General features: G+C 73.5%; 17 protein-coding genes and 2 pseudogenes (1 of these 19 cut by a window edge). 10 read left to right on the forward strand and 9 right to left on the reverse strand.

The annotated features are described in order from the left end of the window. The first annotated feature begins 36 nt into the window (after positions 1–36). Positions 37–321, forward strand: a complete 285-nt coding sequence (locus ACZ7G1_RS00070; protein WP_470881856.1) for a DUF397 domain-containing protein — start codon at positions 37–39, stop codon at positions 319–321. Between the two features lie 69 nt (positions 322–390). Here ACZ7G1_RS00070 and ACZ7G1_RS00075 read toward each other — a convergent pair whose 3' ends face one another. From ACZ7G1_RS00075 to eccB, 4 genes are all read right to left on the reverse strand, one after another. Continuing rightward, a complete protein-coding gene (locus tag ACZ7G1_RS00075) occupies positions 391–681 on the reverse strand; it encodes a WXG100 family type VII secretion target (protein ID WP_017235850.1) in 291 nt (96 codons plus the stop codon). 52 nt (positions 682–733) lie between these two features. Continuing rightward, positions 734–1,087, reverse strand: a complete 354-nt coding sequence (locus ACZ7G1_RS00080) for a WXG100 family type VII secretion target (RefSeq protein WP_386254664.1) — start codon at positions 1,085–1,087, stop codon at positions 734–736. A gap of 190 nt (positions 1,088–1,277) precedes the next feature. Further along, complete coding sequence (gene mycP, locus ACZ7G1_RS00085) at positions 1,278–2,399, reverse strand: type VII secretion-associated serine protease mycosin (protein WP_470881900.1); 1,122 nt, start codon at positions 2,397–2,399, stop codon at positions 1,278–1,280. A gap of 169 nt (positions 2,400–2,568) precedes the next feature. Next, positions 2,569–4,119, reverse strand: a complete 1,551-nt coding sequence (eccB, locus tag ACZ7G1_RS00090; protein WP_470881859.1) for a type VII secretion protein EccB — start codon at positions 4,117–4,119, stop codon at positions 2,569–2,571. Positions 4,120–4,308: 189 nt separating this feature from the next. On the opposite strand from eccB, the gene eccE reads away from it, so the two are divergent. From eccE to ACZ7G1_RS00130, 8 genes are all read left to right on the forward strand, one after another. Further along, on the forward strand, positions 4,309–5,613 hold the full coding sequence (gene eccE / locus ACZ7G1_RS00095) for a type VII secretion protein EccE (protein WP_470881860.1): 1,305 nt from the start codon (positions 4,309–4,311) through the stop codon (positions 5,611–5,613). Beyond that, complete coding sequence (locus ACZ7G1_RS00100; protein WP_470881862.1) at positions 5,613–6,455, forward strand: hypothetical protein; 843 nt, start codon at positions 5,613–5,615, stop codon at positions 6,453–6,455. The genes eccE and ACZ7G1_RS00100 overlap by 1 nt, the downstream gene beginning before the upstream one ends. A gap of 239 nt (positions 6,456–6,694) precedes the next feature. Continuing rightward, positions 6,695–9,856, forward strand: a complete 3,162-nt coding sequence (locus tag ACZ7G1_RS00105) for an SCO5717 family growth-regulating ATPase (protein ID WP_470881864.1) — start codon at positions 6,695–6,697, stop codon at positions 9,854–9,856. Between the two features lie 192 nt (positions 9,857–10,048). Next, a complete protein-coding gene (locus tag ACZ7G1_RS00110; protein WP_470881902.1) occupies positions 10,049–11,881 on the forward strand; it encodes an ABC transporter substrate-binding protein in 1,833 nt (610 codons plus the stop codon). A 3-nt stretch (positions 11,882–11,884) separates the two neighbouring features. Then, a complete protein-coding gene (locus ACZ7G1_RS00115; RefSeq protein ID WP_471203908.1) occupies positions 11,885–12,946 on the forward strand; it encodes an ABC transporter permease in 1,062 nt (353 codons plus the stop codon). After that, positions 12,943–13,845: an ABC transporter permease gene (locus tag ACZ7G1_RS00120; RefSeq protein WP_470881867.1), complete on the forward strand. Its 903-nt coding sequence runs from the start codon at positions 12,943–12,945 to the stop codon at positions 13,843–13,845. The genes ACZ7G1_RS00115 and ACZ7G1_RS00120 overlap by 4 nt, the downstream gene beginning before the upstream one ends. Then, positions 13,842–14,807, forward strand: coding sequence for an ABC transporter ATP-binding protein (locus tag ACZ7G1_RS00125; protein ID WP_470881869.1), 966 nt, complete (start codon positions 13,842–13,844; stop codon positions 14,805–14,807). Before ACZ7G1_RS00120 ends, ACZ7G1_RS00125 begins: the two co-directional genes overlap by 4 nt. Then, entirely contained in the window at positions 14,804–15,838 is a 1,035-nt protein-coding gene (locus ACZ7G1_RS00130; protein WP_470881871.1) for an ABC transporter ATP-binding protein, read from the forward strand. Before ACZ7G1_RS00125 ends, ACZ7G1_RS00130 begins: the two co-directional genes overlap by 4 nt. A 32-nt stretch (positions 15,839–15,870) precedes the next feature. Here ACZ7G1_RS00130 and ACZ7G1_RS00135 read toward each other — a convergent pair whose 3' ends face one another. Together ACZ7G1_RS00135 and ACZ7G1_RS00140 are read right to left on the reverse strand one after the other, a co-directional pair. Next, positions 15,871–16,863 carry a hypothetical protein gene (locus ACZ7G1_RS00135; protein WP_470881873.1) on the reverse strand — a complete coding sequence of 331 codons (993 nt, stop codon included), beginning with the start codon at positions 16,861–16,863 and terminating at the stop codon, positions 15,871–15,873. Between the two features lie 52 nt (positions 16,864–16,915). Further along, positions 16,916–18,052, reverse strand: a pseudogene (locus tag ACZ7G1_RS00140) (type III polyketide synthase); the annotation flags it as partial. 186 nt (positions 18,053–18,238) lie between these two features. Here ACZ7G1_RS00140 and ACZ7G1_RS00145 point away from each other — a divergent pair. Then, the gene (locus ACZ7G1_RS00145; protein WP_470881875.1) at positions 18,239–19,456 is read left to right on the forward strand and encodes a cytochrome P450; all 1,218 of its coding nucleotides are present in this window, start codon (positions 18,239–18,241) and stop codon (positions 19,454–19,456) included. 14 nt (positions 19,457–19,470) lie between these two features. On the opposite strand, the gene ACZ7G1_RS00150 is transcribed toward ACZ7G1_RS00145, so the two are convergent. The 3 genes and pseudogenes from ACZ7G1_RS00150 to ACZ7G1_RS00160 all read right to left on the reverse strand — a co-directional run. Next, a complete protein-coding gene (locus ACZ7G1_RS00150; RefSeq protein WP_470881877.1) occupies positions 19,471–20,436 on the reverse strand; it encodes a bifunctional riboflavin kinase/FAD synthetase in 966 nt (321 codons plus the stop codon). Between the two features lie 31 nt (positions 20,437–20,467). Continuing rightward, positions 20,468–21,919 carry a hypothetical protein gene (locus ACZ7G1_RS00155; RefSeq protein ID WP_470881879.1) on the reverse strand — a complete coding sequence of 484 codons (1,452 nt, stop codon included), beginning with the start codon at positions 21,917–21,919 and terminating at the stop codon, positions 20,468–20,470. 9 nt (positions 21,920–21,928) lie between these two features. Beyond that, positions 21,929–22,235: pseudogene (locus ACZ7G1_RS00160) on the reverse strand (trypsin-like peptidase domain-containing protein); its annotated part runs 1,920 nt beyond the window's last position; the annotation flags it as partial.

Genomic DNA, 22,235 nt, shown 5'->3' on the forward strand with positions numbered 1-22,235 from the left:
GAGGGACCGCCGTACCACCGCGAAGGGAATGCGCCGATGACCGACGCCCACGACACCACCACCGAGAGCGCGGAGGCCGCCCTGGCCGCGGAGAAGCAGCGGCAGAAGGACGAGCTGTACGCGCTGGACATCTCCGGCGTCGAGTGGCAGGGCGCTCCGGGGACGAGCCCGGACGAGGAGCGGGTGGAGATCGCGCAGCTGCCGGAGGGCGGGATGGCGATGCGCTCGTCGCTCGACAAGGAGACCGTGCTGCGGTACACGAAGGCCGAGTGGGACGCGTTCGTGCTGGGCGCCAGGGACGGCGAGTTCGACCTCCGCTGACGCCGGGGGGATACGCGTGAGGGGGCGGCCCGTCGGACGGGCCGCCCCCTCAGGCGTACGTGCGGGGTCTCACATCATGCGGAAGCGGGCGGCGTTGCCCTTGTCCGTGTCCTGGTAGCCGGCGACCGACTCGTCGAGGAGCTGGGCGATGCGGGCCAGGTCCTGGTTCATGCCGGCCATGTCGCGGGTCAGGCGGTCCTGGCTCTCGCGGTAGGCGATCTTCGCCTCGCCTTCCCAGTTGGAGGCGACGCGGTTGACCTCGGCCATGAGGTCGTCGAGCTTCTGGGTGAGGGTGCTCGACGTCAGGCGGGTGTCGGCCGCCGCCTGCGTCACGGTGTCGTAATTGACCGCAGTGGTCATGGTGTTGACTCCTGAAGTGAGAGTGGCGCGGAGGACTGGTCGAGCCTGGGGCTCACATGCCGAGGATGGCGCTCTGGTTGCCGCCGCCACCGGCGCCACCGCCGCTGTTGTCCATCGTGCGGAAGGACCGGAGGCGGTCCTCCTCCTCGCGCGAGAACCCGTCGGCGCTCATGCGCATGATCTCCTCGAGCTTGCTCAGCTCGTTGCGCATGCTGCGCAGGCGCTGGTTCAGGTCGTTCTGGACCCGGTCGTACTCCTTGCTCGCAGCGCCCTGCCAGCCCGCCTGGACGCGGTCGACCACGCCGTTGAGCGAGGTGATGCGGGACTGGAGCTCGTCGGAGAAGTCCTGGATCCGGCCGGCGAGCTTGACTTGTTCGGCACTGGTTACGTTCAGGTCTTTCGACATCTTGCCCCTTCTTCCTTCGGCGGCGTCGACGGCCGGGCCGTCGGGCCATCCGGTCGTGATGCGGACGGGAATCTTCTGATGCCGCCCCCGTGCAGGGGTCGCACTGCCGTGCCCCCTGCGGTCACTTTAGCCATTGACGGCGGCAGTTCCAACTGCAAAGGAAGGTCCGGATACTTGGCCGTGACCAGGCTCATCGGACCCCCCTTCGGCGGCGGCTGTCGCGGATCACGACGGCCGTTCCGGCGACCAGGGCCACCAGGACGGCGCCGATCCCCAACGCATAGGTGGCGAGCCGTTCGGAGCGTTCCTGGGGTGTCTCCGACAGCGTCAGACGGGCCGCCTCGGGCGCCGGCGGCCTGGCCGGGCCGGGGTCGGGCGTGGGTGAGGAGGGCGGTGTCCCCGGGCCGACGTCGGCGAGGGCCCGTACGGGGTCGACGACGCCCCAACCGACGTGGGGGTCATGACCGTTGACCGAGCGGATGGCGGTCTGCTCGATCCGGGCGATGACCTGCTGCGCGGTCCAGTCGGTGTACTTGGCGCGCAGCAGGGCGGCGACGCCCGCGACGTACGGGGCGGAGAAGCTGGTGCCGTTGTCGACGCACTGGCCGCCGCCGGGGACGGTGGAGACGATGTCGACGCCGGGGGCGGCGACGCCCACGAAGTCGCCGGACTGGGAGAACGCGGCGCGTTCGTTGTTCCGGTCGGAGGAGGCGACGGCGAGGACCCCGGGGAAGGCGGCGGGGTAGGTGTTCTTCTGGCGGCCGTCCATGCCGTCGTTGCCCGCGGAGGCGACGACGACGACGTCCGCCTTGATCGCGCGGGCGACGGCCTTGCCCATCGGCGAGTCGACGCTCAGCGGCTGGGTGGTGTCCTGCGAGATGTTGATGACCTGGGCGCCCATCTTGACGGCGTGGTCGATCGCCAGGGCCATCGTGTCGGACTTGCCGCTGTTCTTCTCGTCGTTCTGCCGGATCGGGATGATCGTGGCCTCGGGGGCGAGACCGACGAAGCCGGTGCCCCTCCGGGGTTGGGCGGCGATGATGCCGGCGACCTTGGTGCCGTGGCCGACCTCGTCGACGGTGCCGTCGGTCTTGCCGCGCTTCTCGTCGCCGAAGGAGGGGTTGTTCTTGTCGGGCTTGAGGTAGTCCTTGCCCGACTTGGCGTCGACGGCCTTGCGCAGCTGCGGGTTGACGTCGTCGACGCCGGTGTCGATGACCGCGACCCGGACGCCCTTGCCCTTGGTGTCCTGCCAGAGCTCGTCGAGGAGGACCCGCTGGAGCGGCCAGGGGATGCCTTCGATCTGCTTCTTCATCGGGAAGGTGCACTCGCCGCTGCCGTCGAGGACGGGTCCGCCCGGGCGGGGTGAGCCGGGTGCGGCGGGTACGGCGCTCGCCGCGGGCGCCGCGAGGAGGGCGGTGAGGGTGCCGGCGGTGAGCAGGGCCGCCGCGCGGTGGGTCGTCGTCGTCACCGGTGCCACCCCCTCAGGAACCCTGCGGCTGACGCGCGCTGTTGGTGTCGAGCCGGGGACCCTTGGAGAGGAACTCCGACCATTCGATCGGTACGGGTACCGGCTTGACCTTCTCGTAGCCGAGACGCTTCTGGGCGTCGCTGGGTTCCGGGCGGCCGTCGGTCGGTTTCTGGTCGCCCGCGCCGATCTCGGAACGGTCGGCGTCGCTGTCGCCGTTGGCCTGGACGGCGTACCGCAGTCCGGTGTCGGTGACGAGGAAGAGCGAGCCCTGGGCCTCCTGCTGCTTCCCCTTCCCCTGGACCTGGGTGTAGAGCAGGCCGCTGCCCGGGGTGACGTACGTGCTGGAGCCGCCGGCGGTGATGTCGGCGGGGTACTGGGCGCCGGCCCAGGTGGTGAGGGTGGTGTTGCCCGCCTCGTCGACGCCGGTGAGGACGCTGCAGACGGTGTCGCGGGCGGTCGCGGCGCCGGTGGCCTCGTTGACCAGGGAGACCTGCTTCCGGGGCCAGTCCGCCTGCGCGTGGAAGGGGGTGCCGGGTTCGAAGTCGGCGGCGTTGACGTCGGTCGCCTTGCCGTCCATGTCGAGGGGGCGGCCCTGCGGGGAGTTGATGAGCAGCCAGGCGGTGAAGTCGCTGACGGGCTGGACCTTGCCGGGCAGCACGACGTACTTCTGGGGGCCCGTGCCGGTCGGGGCGGAGAGGACCATGCCGACGCGGTTCTCGGTCGCGGTCAGACCGCCGCCGGGGATGCCGGCGGGGGCACCGGCCTCGCCCTCGTAGCGCGGGAAGTCGATCTCGTCGCCGGTCTTGAGGGTGGCGAGCCAGTCGTCGGTGACGGACTGCGGTTTCTTGTTGAGGCCGACGAGGGCGGTGAGCAGCCCGGTGGAGCCCGCCTTCACCGGGTACTTGGTGCCGGTGTGGTCGACGATGAACTTCGCCTTGCCGGCCTGCCCCTGGACGTACAGGATCTCCCCGTCCTTCAGCTTCCCGGCGCCTTCGGTGCGCTCCATGTCGCGCTTGGCGAAGAGGAAGGTGGCCTTCTGGACGCTGGCGCCCTTGCCGCCGCCGGGCTGCTCGCAGACGGCCCAGCGCTTGAACGTGCCCGCGTCGGCCGGGGCGGGCAGCCGGTCGGGGGCGTACGGGATGCCGAGGATGGGGCCGCGCGGGGGCTTGCCGAGGTCGAGCGTCTTGTCGTCGACCTGGACGACCTGGAACTGGTCGGGGTTGAGCAGGAGCCGCGCCGACGCCAGGTTGAGCACCGGGTGGAGCAGGGTCTTCGCACCCTTGCCCGTGCCGGTCTGCAGGACGACGTACCGGGTCGTCGACTGCTTGCCGACGATCACCCGGGTCCCCGGGGTGTCCCAGCCCTTGGGCGCGACCGGGCTGAACATGCCCCACGCCCCGAACCCGGCGACGACCAGGGCGGCGACGATCAGGCCCGGGGCGATCGCGCGCAGCGGCCTCGGCGCCCCCTCCTCCGTGCCGGAGGGCGAGGGTTGGAGGAATGCCGCCACCGTGCGCTTCTTCGCAAAGGTGTACGCGTTGAGCTCGTCCCGGCGCGATGCCATGAGTCCCCATTCTCGTCAGGCGCAGTCTTCGCGCGGGGATCGGAGAGGTGGCACCCGGGCCCCGGCTGTCGGACCGGACCCCTACTATGCCTGCTGTCCCGTGGGGTTCGTGGGGCGGGTAGGGTGATCCGGCCGCCAAAGCCCTGGCGGGCCAGGGTGATCGGGACGAATTGAGGGGGATTCTCCATCATGGCTTCCGCGACGCGGACGCGGCCCGCCGCGGCCACCGCCTCCGCGCCCCCGTCCGCCGGACCCGCGGCCTCGGTCTCGCCGAGGCTCCAGGCGCGTCCCGGACACTTCGGGTCGTTCCGATTGCAACAGCTCGTCCTCGTCGAGGTGGCGGCCGCGCTGCTCGCCGTCGCCTGGGTCGTCGAACCGATGCTGCTCGTGCCCGCGGGCGTGGTCGCGGTCGTGCTCGTCCTGCTCGCCGTGGTGCGCAGGCACCGGCGTTCGCTGCCGGAGTGGCTCGGCACCTTCCTCGCGCTGCGCGCCCGCTCGCGCAGGGCCGCCTCCTTCACGGTGCCGGAGGGCACCGAGCCGGGGCTCGCGCCGGTGGTGGAGTGCGATCCGGCGCTGCGGACGTACGCGTACAGCGACCGTGACCGTCGGCCGGTCGGGATGATCGGCGACGGCACCTTCCTGACCGCCGTCCTGCGCGTCGAGTCGGACGGCACGGCGCTGCGCCCGGACCGCGCCGCGCGGCCACTGCCCGTCGGCCTGGTCCGTGACGTCCTGTCGGTCGACGGCATCCGTCTCGAGTCGGCGCAGATCGTGCAGCACACGCAGCCGGCGCCAGCGCCGCACCTGCCCCCGCAGTCGATGGCCGCGCGCAACTACGGGCCGCTCCAGGCGCAGACGGGCTCGCCCGCGGTGCGGATCACCTGGATCGCCCTCAAGCTCGACCCCGAACTCTGCCCGGAGGCGGTCGCCGCGCGCGGCGGCGGCATGACGGGCGCGCAGAAGTGCGTGGTGCGGGCGGCGGACCAGCTGGCGAGCCGGCTCGCGGGCGCCGGTTTCCGGGCGGACGTGCTCACCGAGCAGGAACTGACGTCGGCGCTCGCCACCTCGACCTGCGCGAGCCCGATGGCGATCACGCAGGCGGGCCGCGGCCAGGCGCAGGCGCGGCGGACGCAGGAGACCGCGCGGACCTGGCGGGTGGACGACCGTCGGCACACGACGTACTGGGTGGGGCGCTGGCCCCAGCTCGGCGGGCCCGGCGGTGGCGCGGGAGCGTCCATGCCGCAGCTGGTGGCCCTGCTGACCTCGCTGCCCGCGCTCGCGACGACGTTCAGCCTGACGCTGAGCGGCGGCGACCGGCAGGAGGTGACCGTGACCGGTCACGTACGGATCACCGGGCGCAGCGACGAGGAACTCGTGGCCGCGCGGCACGAACTGGAACGCGCGGCGCGCGGGGTGAGGACGGGTCTGGTGCGTCTCGACCGGGAACAGGTGCCGGGCATGCTCGCGACGCTGCCGCTGGGAGGTGCGCGCTGATGTCCACCGCTTCTTTCGGTACGCAGCCGGGCGGGGGTACGTCCGGCGGCTCGCCCTCTCCTCGTACGGGATCTCGCGCGGCTTCTCCTACGGGTTCTCGTGCGGGTACTCCTACGGGTTCTCGTACGGGGCGGGGCACGCGGCCCCGGTTCGGTTTCGGTCTCGTGGGGCCGCGCCGCGACCGGCACTCGGTGCCCGTGGAGCAGCTGGACGCGCTGGCACTGCCGGTGGGCGACGACGGCGTGGTGGTCGGCGTGGACGCCGAGAACCGGCCCGCCGTGCTCGGCATCAACCGGCCCGTCCCCTACGACGTCACCCTCATCGGCGGCCTCTGGACCGCGCAGGTGCTCGCCCTGCGCGCCGCCGCGACGGGGGCCCGGGTCGCCGTCGAGACCGGTCGCGCCCAGGCCTGGACGGCACTCGCGCAGGCCGCGGGCGGCGGCCAGCCGTGCATCGCGCTGCACGACGTGGGCCGGGTGCCGCCGCAGGGCGCATCGGCCGGCAGCCCGGTGGTCGTCGTCCGGGACTGCGGCATGCGGCCCCCGCGCGGCCGCGTCGTGTCGGCTCCCTGGCAGTCGGTGGTGACGCTGCTCCCCTATCTCAGCCCCGTCGCGCCCCGGCTCCTGGAGAAGTCCTCCCTGGTGGGGGTCCAGCGGGTGTCGCCCGACGAGGCGGCGCAGATCGGCCGGATCATGAGCCTCCCCCGCCACGAGTACGAGGCGCTGTCCACGCTCGCCGACGGCGTGACCCTCTGGTGCACGCCGAGCGACCGCCAGTTCGTGATGACGCAGGCGACGGACGCCGAGACCGGATTGTTGGGCGGCGCGCGCCGCATGGACTGAACGGCGAAGGAGCGACCGCAAGTCGCTCAAGTACGTCCGTTTTTGCATCGTTTTGACATTGTTTTAAACGGTCGGGGTTCTCACTCTGCGCCGCAGTCGGGTCACTTGGGGGCGTGACCGGGCCGCCGGAACCCACCGGGAGCGCCCGCCGGGCCTGCCCGGCGGATGCCCGCGCCGATTAGGCTGGACGAGCCCCGCCCACCACGGCACAAGGGTGCTCGACCACACCAGGAGGCAAAGTGACCGGCGATCGCGACGAGGTCCGCGGGGGTTGGAACCCGCCCGCCGACGATCAGTCCGACGCGGACCCCGCCGAGATGACGGGTGAGTTCACCATCGACTACACCCCGCCGGCCTGGTACACGCAGAACGCCTCGGCCGGCCCGGGCACGCCCGGCGCCACTCCCCCGCCCCCCAGCGGCGCCCCCGTCCCGATCCCCGGCCTGCCGCCGGTACCGGGAGCGGTCGCCCCTGAGCCGCCTGTGGTGCCTGCGCCGCCCGTGCTCCCTGCGCCGCCCGTGGTTCCTTCGCCGCCCGTGGCCGGGGCGCCCGTGCCCGGGCCTCCCGTCCCTGGGTCCCCCGTGCCGGGGCTTCCGGCGGGCAGTGGGTTCGAGCCGGGGTGGAACCAGGCGCCGCCGGCGCCGGTCGGTGCGCCGCCGGTCGTGCCGGGTACGCCCGTGGCACCCGTCGCACCCGTCGCACCCGAGGCGCCCGCGCCCGCCGCGCCGTTCGGCGGCGGGGACGTGGAGAGCGGTGCGACCATGCGCTTCTCCCCCGCCGCGCTGAAGCGCGAGATGGCCGAGCGCGCGGCGGAGGCCTCCGCCGGCGGGACCGAGGGCGCGGGTGTGCCCGTGAGCACGGGGCCCGTCCCGGTCCCGGACGCGTCGGAAGCCGCTGAGGCCGGCGTCGAGGGTACGGACGGCGCCGTGGCGGACTCGGGCGCGGGCGAGGTGGCCGAGACGGCCGCCGGTTCGGCCGTTGAGGCCGATGAGGCTGTTGCGGCCGGCGGGGCTGTTGCGGCCGGCGAGGACGTCGTGGTCGAGGCCGCGGCGGACGCCGTCGCCGGATCGGACACCGAGCCGGGCTCGGACGCGGGTGTGGAGCAGGAGTCGGGGGCGGAGTCGGACGGCACCGACCGCGCCGCCGCCGCCGACGGGACGGACGCGGCCGACGCGGGTGCCGAGGCCGAGGCACCGGCCTCCGACGCGTTCCCGATCGCCGCGCCGCAGGACCTCGGCCCCGGTACGGCTCCGACGGCCGCGCCCCAGGCCGCACCCGCGCCCGCACCGCAGGACCTCGGCCCCGCACCGTTCCCGACCGCCGCGCCGCAGGGCACACCCGTACCGCCGGCCGCGCCCGTACCGCAGGGCTTCGGTCCCGGTGCCGCGCCCGCGCCCGGGGCGTTCCCCGCGCCGGCCCATCCCGGGGCGATGCCCGCGGAGGGTGGGGCGCCCGGGGCGTATCCCGGGGGCGGTGTGGGGTTGCCGCCGTTGCCGCCGTCGTTCCAGCCGGCCGCGCCGGGGCCGGCGCAGCAGTGGCCGGAGCAGGCGGGGCCGGGTGGGCAGCAGGTGCCGCCGGCCGCGCCGATGCCGCCGACGGCGGGCTGGCCGGCTCCGGCGGGTCCCGGGGCTCCGGGCGCGGCCGCGCCCGCTCCCGTACCGCCGCAGGCTCAGCCGCAGCCGGAGGCGCGGCCCGAGCAGCCGGGCGGGTACGGCTATCCGCAGGCGCCGCAGGGTGGTTACGGCTTCCCGCACCCCGGGACGCCTCCGCAGCAGGGTGGTTACGGCTATCCGCAGCAGCCGGGGGGTGTGCCGCCGCAGGCGCAGGGCGGGTACGGGTACCCGCACCCCGGAGCCGTACCGCCGGGGGCGCAGCCGGCTCCGCTGCCGCCGCAGGACGCGCAGCAGGCCGTGGATCCGCGGACGGGGGCGGCCTGGCCGTCGCCGGTGACGCACGACCAGCGGGAGCGGTCGGTGCCGGGGGCGCCGCTGGGCTACAACGCGGCCGTCGAGCTGTCGTCGGACCGGCTGCTGCGGAACAACAAGCAGAAGCCGAAGTCGAGCCGGAACCCGGCCGGCTCGGCCCGGTTCAAGATCGGCGGGAAGAAGGAGGAGGCGGAGCGGCAGCGGAAGCTGGACCTGATCCGGACGCCCGTCCTCTCCTGCTACCGGATCGCGGTCATCTCGCTCAAGGGCGGCGTCGGCAAGACCACGACGACGACGGCGCTGGGCGCGACCCTGGCGACGGAGCGGCAGGACAAGATCCTGGCGATCGACGCCAACCCGGACGCCGGCACGCTCGGCCGCCGGGTGCGGCGGGAGACCGGGGCGACCATCCGCGACCTGGTGCAGGCGATCCCGTACCTGAACTCGTACATGGACATCCGCCGGTTCACCTCGCAGGCGCCGTCCGGTCTGGAGATCCTCGCCAACGACGTGGACCCGGCCGTCTCGACGACGTTCAACGACGAGGACTACCGGCGGGCGATCGACGTCCTGGGCAAGCAGTACCCGATCATCCTGACCGACTCGGGTACGGGTCTGCTCTACAGCGCGATGCGCGGGGTGCTCGACCTCGCCGATCAGCTGATCATCATCTCGACGCCGTCCGTGGACGGCGCGTCCAGCGCGTCGACGACGCTCGACTGGCTGTCGGCGCACGGTTACGCGGACCTGGTGCAGCGCTCCATCACGGTCATCTCGGGGGTCCGCGAGACCGGCAAGATGATCAAGGTCGAGGACATCGTGCAGCACTTCCAGACCCGCTGCCGCGGTGTCGTGGTCGTGCCCTTCGACGAGCACCTGTCGGCCGGTGCCGAGGTGGACCTCGACATGATGCGGCCGAAGACCCGGGAGGCGTACTTCCACCTCTCGGCGATGGTGGCCGAGGACTTCGTACGGGCGCAGCAGGCCCAGGGCCTGTGGACCGGCGACGGCCAGGGCGCGGTGCCCCCGCACATGGCCCCGCCGATGCCGGGCCAGCCGATGCCGGGTCAGCCCATGCCCGGACAGCCCGTGCCGGGGCAGTACGCGCCCGGGCAGTACCCGCCGCCCGGTCAGCCCGCCCCGGGACAGCCGTACGCGCCCCAGGCCCCGCAGCCCGGACAGCCGCATCCGCCGCAGCCGGGTCAGCCCTACCCGCCGCAGGGGTACGCCCAGCCGGGGCAGCCGATGCCGGGTCAGGTGATGCCCGGGCAGCCGATGCCGGGGCAGTACGCGCCGGGTCAGCCCGTGCCCGGACAGCCGTATCCGGGGCAGGCGCCCCCGCCGTATCCGCAGCAGCCGGGGGTGCCGCAGGCCTGGCAGCAGCCGCAGCCCGGGCAGCCGGTGCCGGGGCAGCCGCTGCCTCCGCAGACGGACGGAGAGGTGCCTCCGCAGGCGCCGCCAGCCCCTCAGCAGTAAGGCGTCACAGGATTAGACCAATGAGGCTCCGTATCGGCTCCCCGATACGGAGCCTCTTGGCGTTCCCGCAGCCCACACGGGGTTTGAGCGATCGTTGACGACGGCAGACCACCGCTGATACACCTTCGCTTCACCCATCGTCAGCCCAAGATCCACGACAGAAACTCCGACGCGAGGTCACGTCCCATGGTCATGGTCACGAAGGTTCCACCCCGCCCCACCGCCGCCCGCAGACCCCTCCGACTTCTGCTCGCCGCCGGTCTCGCGGCGGGCTCCCTCGCCGCCGTCCCCGGCACCGCGCGGGCGGAGGACGGGAAGTCCGGCGGCACGACGCTCACGGTCGCCGTCTCGCAGAGCATCGACTCGCTGAGCCCGTTCCTCGCCCAGAAGCTCACCTCGACCAGCATCCACCGGCTGGCGTACGAGTACCTCACCAACTACGACCCGAAGGACGCGCGCACGGTCCCGGGCTTCGCGACCGCCTGGACGCCGTCGGCGGACAAGCTGACGTGGACGTACACGATCCGCAAGGACTCCACCTGGTCCGACGGGAAGCCGGCCACCGCCGAGGACGCGGCCTGGACCTTCAACAAGATGATGACCGACCCGAACGCCGCCACCGCGAACGGCAGCTTCACGGCCAACTTCGCCCAGGTCACCGCGCCCGACGCGCAGACGCTGGTCATCCGGCTGAAGAAGCCGCAGGCGACGATGACGGCGCTCGACGTGCCGATCGTGCCGAAGCACGTGTGGGAGAAGGTCGGCGACTTCTCGAAGTTCAACAACGACAAGCAGTTCCCCATCGTGGGCAACGGCCCGTTCGTCATCACCGACTTCAAGGTCGACCAGTACATCAAGCTCAAGCCGAACAAGACGTTCTGGCGGGGCGCCCCCAAGTTCGACGAACTGGTCTTCAAGTACTACAAGGACGGGGACGCCGCCGTCGCCGCCCTGCAGAAGGGCGAGGTGTCCTTCGTACCGAACCTGACGCCCGCTCAGGCCGCCGCGCTGAAGACCCAGAAGGACATCAAGGTCAACGACGCCCCCGGCCGCCGCTTCTACGCCCTCGCCACCAACCCCGGCGCGAAGGCCAAGGACGGCAAGACCTTCGGCAACGGCCACCCGGCGCTGCTCGACCCGGCCGTCCGCAAGGCGCTCTTCCTCGCGATCGACCGCACCACCCTCGTCGACAAGGTCTTCCAGGGCCACGCGGTCGAGGGCGAGGGCTACATCCCGCCGCGCTTCGGCTCGTACTTCTGGAAGCCGGAGGGCACGCAGAAGCGGGCGTACGACCCCGCCGCGGCCGAGAAGGTCCTCGACGACGCCGGATACCGGAAGGACGCGGCCGGCAAGCGCGTCGGCAAGGACGGCAAGCCGCTCGACTTCCGGATCCTCTGTCACGCCACCGACCCCAACGACAAGGCGGTCGGCAAGTACCTCCAGGAGTGGTGGGGCAAGCTCGGCGTCGGCCTCAAGGTCGAGTGCCTCGACAGCGTCTCCGACCCCTGGGTCAAGGGCGACTACGACCTCGCCTTCGACGGCTGGTCGGTCAACCCCGACCCGGACTACGTCCTGTCCATCCACACCTGCGGCGCGCTCCCGGCGACGCCCAAGGACTCCGGCGCCACCGACAACTTCATCTGCGACCCGCAGTTCGACGGGCTCTACGCGCAGCAGGCGGTGGAGTACGACGCCGCCAAGCGGGCGGATCTGGTGAAGCGGATGCAGTCCCGGCTGTACGACACGGGGTACATGAACGTCATGGCCTACCCGAACGCCCTGGAGGCGTACCGCACGGACCAGATCCGGTCCATCACCACCATGCCCGAGGCCGCCGGCAACCTGTGGGGGCAGGACGGCTACTGGAGCTGGTGGTCGGCCGTCCCCGCCGCGCAGGCCGAGGACGACAAGGGCGGCTCGTCCGCCGGGGTGATCATCGGCATCGGCGCGGCCGTGGTGGTCGTCCTCGGCATCGGCGCCTTCCTCGGGCTGCGCCGCCGCTCCACCGCCGACGACCGCGAGTAGTACGTGACGACGGCAAGCACCCCCGCCGACGTGGGGCGGGCCGACCAGGCCCGCGCCGCGGACGGCGCGTCCCGCACCGGTTCCTCCGCCGGCTACCTCCGCCACGCGGCGGGGAAGCTGTGCGGCGCGCTCGTCTCGCTCTTCGCCGTGCTGGTCACCAGCTTCTTCCTGTTCCGGATCATCCCCGGTGACCCGGTCAAGGCGATGACCCACGGCGTGCCCACCTCGGCCGAACAACTCGCCACGCTGCGCCGCCAGTTCGGGCTCGACCTGCCGCTGTGGCAGCAGTTCACCGACTACTGCGCGAACGCGCTCGGCGGCGACCTCGGCACCTCGTTCCAGTTCCGCGCCCCGGTCGGCGAGCTGATCGCCGAGAAACTGCCCGCGACGCTGCTGCTCACCGGTGTCGCCGTGGTGATCTACTCGGCGCTCGGACTGTGGCTCGGCACCCGCTCGGCCTGGCGCCACGGTGGCCTCGGCGACAAGCTGAACACCGGGATCGCGCTGACCCTGTGGTCGGTGCCGTCCTTCTGGCTCGGCCTGCTCCTCATCATCGTCTTCTCGGTCGGCATGGGCCCGATCCCGGGCCTCTTCCCGACCGGCGGCATGGAGTCGGGGACGGGCGAGACCGGTTTCGGCTACGTCCTCGACGTCGCCCACCACCTCGTCCTGCCGGTGGTCACCCTGGTGGCCGTCGGCTACGCGCAGACGCTGCTCGTGATGCGCTCCTCGCTGCTCGACGAGATGGGCGGCGACTATCTGACGACGGCGCGCGCCAAGGGGCTGCGCGACGACATGGTCCGCCGACGGCACGCCGTGCCGAACGCGCTGCTCCCCACCGTCACGATGATCTTCATCAACCTGGGCCATGTGGCGGCCGGTTCGATCCTGGTGGAGACGGTGTTCTCCTGGCCGGGTCTCGGCGGGCTGTTCTACCAGGCGCTGAGCGTGCCCGATCTGCCGCTCGTCCAGGGGCTGTTCGTGGTCTTCGCCGGGGCGATGATCCTGATGAACCTGATCGCCGACCTGCTCTATCCGCTGCTCGATCCCCGGGTGGGCCGATGACCTCCAAGGACACCACGACCTCGCTGGCGCGGGCGCGCCGCCGTGCCACGGTGGCGCGCTTCTGGCAGCGGTACCGCACCCACCGCGCCGGACTCCTCGGTCTCGCCGGGCTCGCGCTGATCGCCTTGCTCGCCCTCGCCGCGCCGCTGCTGGTCGGCGCCGACGTGCAGTCGGTGACGCGGGCGCCGGGCACGGCCCTGGAACCGCCGAGCGCCGAATTCCCGCTCGGGACCGACCAGTTCGGGCGCTCACTGCTCGGCCTGCTGATCTGGGGGGCGCGGATCTCGCTGCTCGTCGGGCTGCTCGCGGCGACCCTGTCGGTCGCCATCGGCACCCTGGTCGGCATCATCGCCGGGCACTACGGCGGCTGGTTCTCCACCGTCGTCATGCGGATCACCGACTGGTTCCTGGTGATGCCGACGCTGGTCCTCGCGATCGTGCTGGCCACCGTCATGTCCCGGTCGATGTGGACGGTGGTCCTGGCCATCGGGGTGACCTCGTGGCCGACCACGGCGCGCCTCGTACGGGCGCAGACGATCGCGGTGGAGTCCCGTCCGTACATCGAGCGGGCGACCGCGCTCGGCGGGGGCCACGGCCACATCATGAGCCGGCACGTGCTGCCGAACGTGATGCCGCTGGTGCTCGCGCAGACCACGCTCGGCATCTCCACCGCCATCCTGACCGAGGCGACGCTCGCCTTCCTCGGGCTCGGCGACCCGACGGTGGTCTCCTGGGGCGGAATGCTCCAGGACGCCCGCGAGGCCGGCGCGGTGTCCTCCGGGCACTGGTGGTACCTGGCGCCGCCCGGGATCGCGATCGCGCTGGTCGCCCTGGCGTTCACGCTGTGCGGCCGGGCGGTCGAGTCCGTGCTCAACCCGAAGCTGGGGGTGGGGCGTTGAGCCTCCTCGAAGTACGGAATCTGAAGGTGACGTACGGGTCGGGCGCGGGCGCGGTGCCGGCCGTGCGCGGGGTCGACCTGTCGCTGGCGGCGGGGAGCAAGCTCGGCGTGGCCGGCGAGTCCGGCTGCGGCAAGTCCACGCTCGCGCTCGCGCTGCTGCGGCTGCTTCCGGCCTCGGCACGGATCGAGGGCGAGGTGCTGCTCGACGGCGAGGACGTCCTCGCCATGAAGTGGGGCCGGCTGCGGGCCGTGCGCTGGGCGGGCGCGTCGATCGTCTTCCAGGGCGCGATGCACTCGCTGAACGCGGTGCACCGGATCGGGGACCAGATCGCCGAGCCGCTGCTCGTGCACGGCCGGGCGACCCCGGCGGCGGCACGCGCGCGCGTCGGCGAGCTCCTCGAACACGTCGGGCTGCCCGCCGCGCGGGCCGCCGCGTACCCGCACGAGCTGTCCGGCGGCCAGCGGCAGCGCGTGATGATCGCGATGGCGCTGGCCTGCGACCCGCTGCTCATCGTGGCGGACGAGCCGACGACGGCGCTCGACGTGATGATCCAGGCGCAGATCCTGCGGCTGATCGAGCGGCTCGTCGCCGAGCAGTCCATCAGCCTCCTGATGATCAGCCACGACCTGGCCGTCCTCGCCGACGCCTGCGACCGGCTCGCCGTGATGTACGCGGGCCGGGTCGTCGAGGAGGGGCCGGCGCGGGCGGTGTACGAGGCCGCCCGGCACCCGTACGGGCGGGCGCTGTCCTCGGCGTTCCCCCGGGTCGGGGACCTCGCCTCCCGGCGGGCGCCGCGCGGCCTGCCGGGCGACCCGCCCGACCCGGCCGACCTGCCCGGCGGCTGCGCCTTCCGGCCGCGCTGTCCGGTGGCGCTCGACGTCTGCGCCGAAGAGGACCAGGAACTGCGGGAGGCGGGCGCCGGGCGCCGGGCCGCCTGCGTACACGTGGGGAGTACGGCATGAGCGACACCGCGCGTCACACCGCCGAGGGGACGCCGGGGCGTACGGGGACGGGCGCGGGCCCGCTGCTCTCGGCGCGCGGACTGCACGTCGCCTTCCCCGGCCGGCGCGGCGCGGCGCCCGCGCGCGCGGTGGACGGGGTCGACCTGGACATCGGCACCGGCGAGATCGTCGCCCTCGTCGGGGAGTCGGGCTGCGGCAAGACGACGCTGGCCCGCTCCCTGCTCGGCCTGGTCCGCCCCACCTCGGGCACCGTCAGCTTCGACGGGACACCGCTCTCGTACTCCTCCGGCGCCCTCAAGTCCTACCGGAGGCGCGCCCAGCTGGTCCTCCAGGACCCCAGCGGCTCGCTGAACCCGCGGCACACCGTGTACGACGCGGTGGCCGAGGGACTGCGCATCCACGGGTACGAGGGGGACGAGCGCGCCGCGGTCGCCGGCGCCCTCTCGCGGGCGGGGCTGCGGCCCCCGGAGCGCTTCTTCCTGCGCTATCCGCACGAGCTGTCCGGCGGCCAGCGGCAGCGCGTCGTCATCGCCGGCGCGCTGGTGCTCGAACCCGAACTGATCGTCGCCGACGAGCCGGTGGCCTCCCTGGACGCCTCCGTACGCGGCGAGATCCTGGCGCTCCTCCTGCGGCTGCGCGACGAACTCGGGCTCTCCGCCCTGGTCGTCACCCACGACCTCGGGCTCGCCTGGAACATCGCCGACCGGGTGGCGGTCATGTACCTCGGCCGTGTGGTGGAGACCGGCACCGTGGAGTCCGTCCTCACCCGGCCCCGACACCCTTACACCCAGGCCCTGTTGTCGGTGCTCCCGGAGTCCGGCGACGCCCCGGTCGTACTGACCGGCGAGCCCCCGGACCCCTCGCGCGTCCCGTCCGGCTGCCGCTTCCACGCGCGCTGCCAGGTGCTCGCCTCGGGCGAGGCCGCGGCCGTCGCCCACAGCTGCCGCGAGGAACTCCTGCCCATCCTGGGCGGCGGCGGGGAGCAGGCGGTCGCCTGCCACTGGGCGGACCGGGAGGAGGCGCGGGCCTGACCGGCCCGCGCCTCGCCTCCCTGCCCGGCCGCTCAGGGCGTGGCGGGCTGCGCGGGCTTGCCCGCGGGGGTCTCCGGCTTCGCGGGCGCGGTCTCCGGCTTGGCCGCGGGGGCCTCGGGCTTGGCCGGGGCGGCTTCCGGCTTCGCCGCTCCGTCGGCCGGTGCCGAGGGCTTCACCGGGGGCGCGGCCTTGGGCATGGTCTCGCAGGAGCTGATCGAGGTGCGGGTGGAGACCGACTTCACGGTGCAGGTGTCGTTGCCGACGCCGGCGTCGACCGTGCCCCAGTGCTCGCCGACGACGAGGATCGCGCCGTCGGGGCCGCTGATCGTGTCGTCGCCGGGGCCGGACTGGATGAGGCCGCCGGACTCGGGGCCGAGGGCGGCCGCCTCGATGATGTCGCTCTCGCTGCCGCCGAGCACCCGGCCGGAGAAGTCGATGGTGCCGACCTTGATGGTGTCGGCGCCGTCGTTGCCGGTGACCAGGCCGCCGCCGCGGTTGAACTTGCCGGGGGCGCCGGTGACGGAGCCGGTGGTGATCTTGTCGTCGCCGTCGTCGCCGTGGACGACGGCCCCGTGCGCGGCCCCGTCGCCGGAGACGGTGGCGACCTTGATGACATCGTTGCCGCGGTTGCCCCTGACCATGCTGGAGGCGTTCTGCGGGACGAGGTGCTTGGCGCGGATGACGTCGTCGCCCTCACCGCCCATGACGGCCGAGTCGATGACCAGGCCGCGGACCTCGATCATGTCGTTGCCCGCGCCGCCCCAGACGGTGACGTTCTCCAGGTCGCTGTCGCAGAAGATGTGGTCGTCGCCGCTGGTGCCGCTGACCATGTCGCCGGGCGGGGCGGCGACCCCGTTCACCCAGCACTGGTGCATGGGGACCCGGCCCGCGTGCGGGGCGGACGCCTGGGCCGGGGCGCCGGCCAGGGACGCGGCGGCGGCCCCGGCGAGGAGCGCGGTGAGCGCGGCGGACCCGCGGAGGGTCCGGGAGCGGGTTCTGCGGCGGGCGGGTGGCATGGCGGACATACGGCTCTCCTCTGCGGGGTTGGGGGCGAGATGTCGGGCGCGGACGACGCGGTCAGGCGGAGCTGCGGACCGGCCGGAGCGGCGGGGCGTAGCCCACGATCCGGCGGGTTTCCAGACCGAGGTCGACGGCGGGCGGCACGGCGTTGCTCCACCGGCCGAGGCACATCTCGGCGGTGATGCCGGGGCCGAAGCCGGCGAGGATGCCCCGGGCGCCCTCGGGCTGTCCGCCTTCCTCGAAGAGCCGGCGGACCGCGTCGAGGACGACGGCGCTGGCGATGTTGCCGTACTCCGTGAGGGTCGCGCGGCTGAACCGGAAGGCCTCGGCGGGGACTTCGAGGAAGCGGCTGAGGTCGTCGAGGATGCGCGGCCCGCCGGCGTGGATGATGTAGAAGTCCAGGTCCCCGGCGTCCCAGCCGTGGGCACCCGCGACCTCGCGGAGCGCGGGGGCGAGCGGCTCCATGGTGGTGGGCACCCGCTTGTCGAGGAGGAAGTGGAAGCCGGTGGAACGGACGCTGTAGGCGATCCAGTCCTCGGTGTCGGGCACCAGGTGGGAGCTGTTGCGCTCCAGGGTGATGCCGGTGCCGCCCCGGCCGCGGACCACGGCGGCGGCGACGGCGTCGCCGAACAGGCCGTTGGAGAGCAGCGATCCGACGCCCAGGTCGGTGGGCTGGTAGCAGAGCGAGCAGAACTCGCAGGCGACGATGAGGACGTTGGCGTCCGGGTAGGCGGTGCAGAAGTCGTGCGCCCGGTTGAGGGCCGCGCCGCCGGCGGCGCAGCCGAGCTGGGCGATGGGCACCTGGCGGGTGTGGCTGGGGAAGCCCATCGTGTTGATCATCCAGGCGGTGAGCGAGGGCATCATGAAACCCGTGCACGACACGTAGACGATCATGTCGATGTCGGCCGGGCGCAGCGCCGCGTTCTCCAGCGCCCGCAGTACGACCGCGGGCACCCGGGCCTTCGCCTCGGCCTCGTACCGGAGGTTGCGCTCCTCGAAGCCGGGGTGCTTCAGGGTCTCCTCGATGGGCTGGACGATGTGCCGGCGCGTGACGCCGGTGTTCTCGATCAGCCGCAGCGCCAGCGCCAGTTGGGGATGCCCCTCATGGTGCGAGCGGGCGAGGTCGAGGGTCTCCTCCATCGTGATCACGTGCTCGGGCACGGACACCGCGGGCTTGCACAAAGTCGCCACGACACTCGCTCCTTCATCTCTTTCGCTGAACTGCGCCCCACACTCACCCGGTGATCGCGACCCCGCAACCGCTCAGGTGACCGGACGCCCACGGAGGGTAACGAGCGGGGGGTACGGGGGATGCTCCGTTCAGGGGGCTGTCGCCGCTCGGCGTGTCGCCGCCGCCCGCGGCCGGGAACATCCCATGCCATGACCTCAGAACCCACGGCCGCGCCGCGGCCGGTCCGCACCTGGGCCGTCGAGGACCTCCCCGCCCTCGCCTTCGATCCGCTGCTCACCGAGCTGCTCGACAAGGAGCCCGTCGCCCGCATCCGGCTGCCGTTCACCGCGGAGAACGAGGCCTGGCTCGTGACGCGGTACGAGGACGTCCGCGCGGTGACCTCCGACCCCCGGTTCAGCCGGACGGCGCTGCTCGAGCACCAGGTCACCAAGATGACCGGCCACATGGTGGCCTCGAAGGCGGCCCTGAACTACGCGGACCCGCCGTACCACACGCAGCTCCGCAAGGCCGTGACCAAGGCCTTCACCGGGCAGAGCACCAAGCGGCTGCGGCCGCTCGCGCAGGCGAGCACCGACCGGCTCCTGGACGCCATGGAGGCGGCGGGCCGCCCCGCCGACCTGATGAAACACCTGCACGGCCCGCTGCCGATGGAGGTCGTCTGCGACCTGCTCGGCATCCCCGACGAGGACCGCGCGGAACTGGCCTCCTGGCCCGACCTCATCCTGTCCTCGGGCCCGGGACCGGAGAGCAGCAGGGCCGCCAAGGCCCAGATCCACGGCTACATCACCCGGCTGCTCGACCTGCGCCGTGCCGAGCCGCGGGACGATCTCGCGGGGGTGCTCGCGGAGTCCCTCGCGGAGGGGCGGATCACCGCGGACGAGGCCGTGTCGCTGGCCATGGCGATCCTCATCAGCGGCGCCCACGCGGTACGGAACAACAGCGCCAACATGGTGTACGTGCTGCTCACCCGGCCCGAGCTCGCCGCCCGGCTGCGCGCCGAACCGGAGCTGCTGCCGCAGGCCGTGGACGAACTGCTGCGCTGGATCCCGCACCGCAACGGCGTGGGACTGCCGCGGATCGCCACCGAGGACGTCGAGGTCGGCGGGGTGGTGATCCGGGCGGGTGACGCGGTGTACGCCTCCTACCTGGCGGCCAACCGGGACCCGGAGGTCTTCGCCGACCCGCACAGCCTCGACTTCGACCGCGAGGGCACCGGGCACGTCTCCTTCGGGCACGGACCGCACCACTGCATGGGTGCGATGCTCACCCGGATGGAGTCCGAGGTGATGCTCTCGACCCTGCTGCGCCGCTACCCGGACCTGCGGCTCGCGGGCCGCCCCGAGGACGTGCCGTGGCAGTCCAAGGGGCTGATCCGCGGACCGAGGGAACTCCTCGTCACCTGGTGACCGGGAGGCCGCCGTTACGGCGCCGGGTGCTCCCGGTCGTACGTCTCCGTCAGCTCGCGGCAGCGCTTCACGTCGCCGGCCATCGCCAGGAGCAGGTCGTCCAGGGTGTCGAACTTGAGCATGCCCCGCACGTACGCCAGGAAGTCCACGGACACGTGCAGCCCGTACAGGTCGAGCCCCTCGCGGTCGATCGCGTACGCCTCGACGGTCCGCTCCGTGCCGTCGAACTGCGGGTTCGTGCCGACCGAGATGGCCGCCGGCATCCGCTCACCGGCGGCCGTCAGCCAGCCGGCGTAGACGCCGTCGGCGGGGATCGCCGTGTGCGGGAGGGTCTCGACGTTGGCCGTCGGGAAGCCGAGCTCGCGGCCCCGCTGCGCGCCGCGGACCACGATGCCCTCGACCCGGTGCGGGCGGCCGAGGATCTCGGCCGCTCCGGTCATGTCGCCCTCGGCGACGAGCCGGCGGGTGAGCGTGGACGAGAACGGCTGCCCGCCGCCCGCCTCGCCGCTGACGAACAGGTCGATGACCTCGACCTCGTAGTCGTACGTCTCGCCGAGCTCCGCGAGGAACTCCACGTTGCCCGCGGCCCGGTGGCCGAAGCGGAAGTTGGGGCCCTCGATGACCGCCTTGGCGTGCAGCTTGTCGACCAGCACCTTGACGATGAAGTCCGCCGGGGACAGCTGCGAGAACTCGGCGGTGAACGGCAGCACGAGCACCGCGTCCACGCCCAGTTCCGCGATCAGCTCGGCACGCCGGTGGTGCGGGGCGAGCAGCGGCGGGTGGCTGCCGGGCCGCACGACCTCGGACGGGTGCGGGTCGAAGGTCACGACGACGGTCGGGACGCCGAGCTCACGGGCGCGCTCGACGGCACGCCCGATGATCAGCTGGTGTCCGCGGTGCACCCCGTCGTAGGAGCCGATGGTGACGACGCTGCGCCCCCAGTCCTGGGGAATGTCCTCCAAGCCACGCCAGCGCTGCACTGTGACCGCTCCTCGTCCGCCTGTTCGCCGATTACGCCGGTCTAAGACTGCCATGCCCACGGCCATCGGTTGGCATCGGCATGGAGGTGCCGCGGCTCCGCAGCGTCCTGAGGGTCTCCGGACCGAGCAGCGGCGCCCAGTCCCCGGGCGCGCCGTCCGTCCACCCCGCGAGCAGCGCGGCCACCCCGGGCGTCTCCCGGCAGTGCCCGGCCAGCGCCCGGTCGAACCGCCGCACCCCTTCCGGCGTACGGGCGCACAGCTTCCCGACCCGGTGCACCAGCTCCCGCGTGCGCGGCTCGCTGCGCCGCCCTGCCCCCTCCGCCGCCGCGTCGAGCAGCGCCTCCAGGACCGTGAACTCCCCCGTCTCCGCCTCGTACCGCTCGTGCTCCAGGAGTACGTCGAGCAGCTCGCCCCGCAGATGCCGGGAGGCACCGGTGCCGGGGGCCGCGAGGACGGGCGCGAGGGCCCGCCGTACGGCCGCCGGGCGGCCCCGGATCAGCCCGGCGACCAGCGGGTGCAGGACCGCCCTGGCCGCCGGTCCGTCCTCGAACCGCCGGTCGACGAAGGCCGCCACGTGCCCGGCTCCCTCGGGATGCCGGCCCGCGTAGTCCCGTACCAGGGCCGCGACCCTGCGGGCGAGCGCCGGCGTGTCCACCTCGGCCAGTGCGCGCAGCGCGGCGCCCGGCACCTCACCGGCCCCCCGCAGCCGGGTGCGGAACGCCCCGAGCACCAGTTCGGGATGGCTCCCCAGCGCCCCGGCGAGGGCACACGCCGGCACCTGTGGCTCGGCGAGCGCCCTGGGCAGATGGCGGGCCCGGGTGTGCGGGTCGCGGATCAGCAGCCCGAGCGCGGCGCCGTGCAGCGCCCGGTCCCCCGGTCTCGCGAGCAGCGCGAGCGCCGCGAACCGCAGCAGCTCCCGGTCGGCCGAGGTCCCGGCCCGCCCGGCCACCAGCTCCCCGTACGCGGCGGCCGCCACCCGCCGCTCCGGCCGTCCGTCGTCATGCGCCCAGCGGTCCACCGCCCGGCACACCGCCGACGGCTCGTCCTCCGCCAGCCGGGCGAGCAGCCCGTCGGCCAGCGGATGCGCGGTCGCCACCAGCGCCTCGCACAGATCGTCGACCGCGAGCCCCCGGTGCGTGTGCAGCAGCGCCCGCGCCACCGCCCCCACGGTCGCCCCCGCCTCCCCCGGCACCTCCCTCTCGTCCCCGAACCACCGGCACACCAGCGGCTGCACCCCGCGCGGATCCGCGACGAGCATCCCGGCCACGACGTCGAGCGCCCGCTCCTCGCCACCGGGCGGCGGGTCGGCCGGGACCAGCCGCCGCAGCAGGTCGATCCGCTCGTCCTCGCCGACCGGGAGGCCCTGCCAGAAGCCCGGCCCGAAGGGCGCGAGGGCCGGGTGCCGCCCCGGCCGCTCCCCGATCCGGTCGGCGAGCAGCCGCAGGACGGGCAGGTACGGCCGCGGGTCCGGCAGCCGCCGCACGCTCTCACCGAGCAGCCGCGCGGCCCACCAGGGCCCGTCACCGCCGGAGGCCGCGTCCCGGCGTTCGACCCGGCTCTCGTCCGGGCTCTCGTCCAGGCTCTGTTCCGCGAAACGGGCCAGGGACTCGACCAGCGCGGTGAGCCGTGGGGCGAGCCCGGCGGGCCCGCGCTCCCGGTGCAGGAGCAGCAGGGCCTGGAGGACCGGGCCGATGCGGTGCGGGGGGGGGAGGGGGGGGGGGGGGGGGGGGGGGGGGGGGGGTGGGGGTGGGGGGGGGGGGGGGGGGGGGGGGGGGGGGGGGGGGGGGGGGGGGGGGGTA

This window comes from Streptomyces sp. NPDC037273, assembly GCF_055603625.1.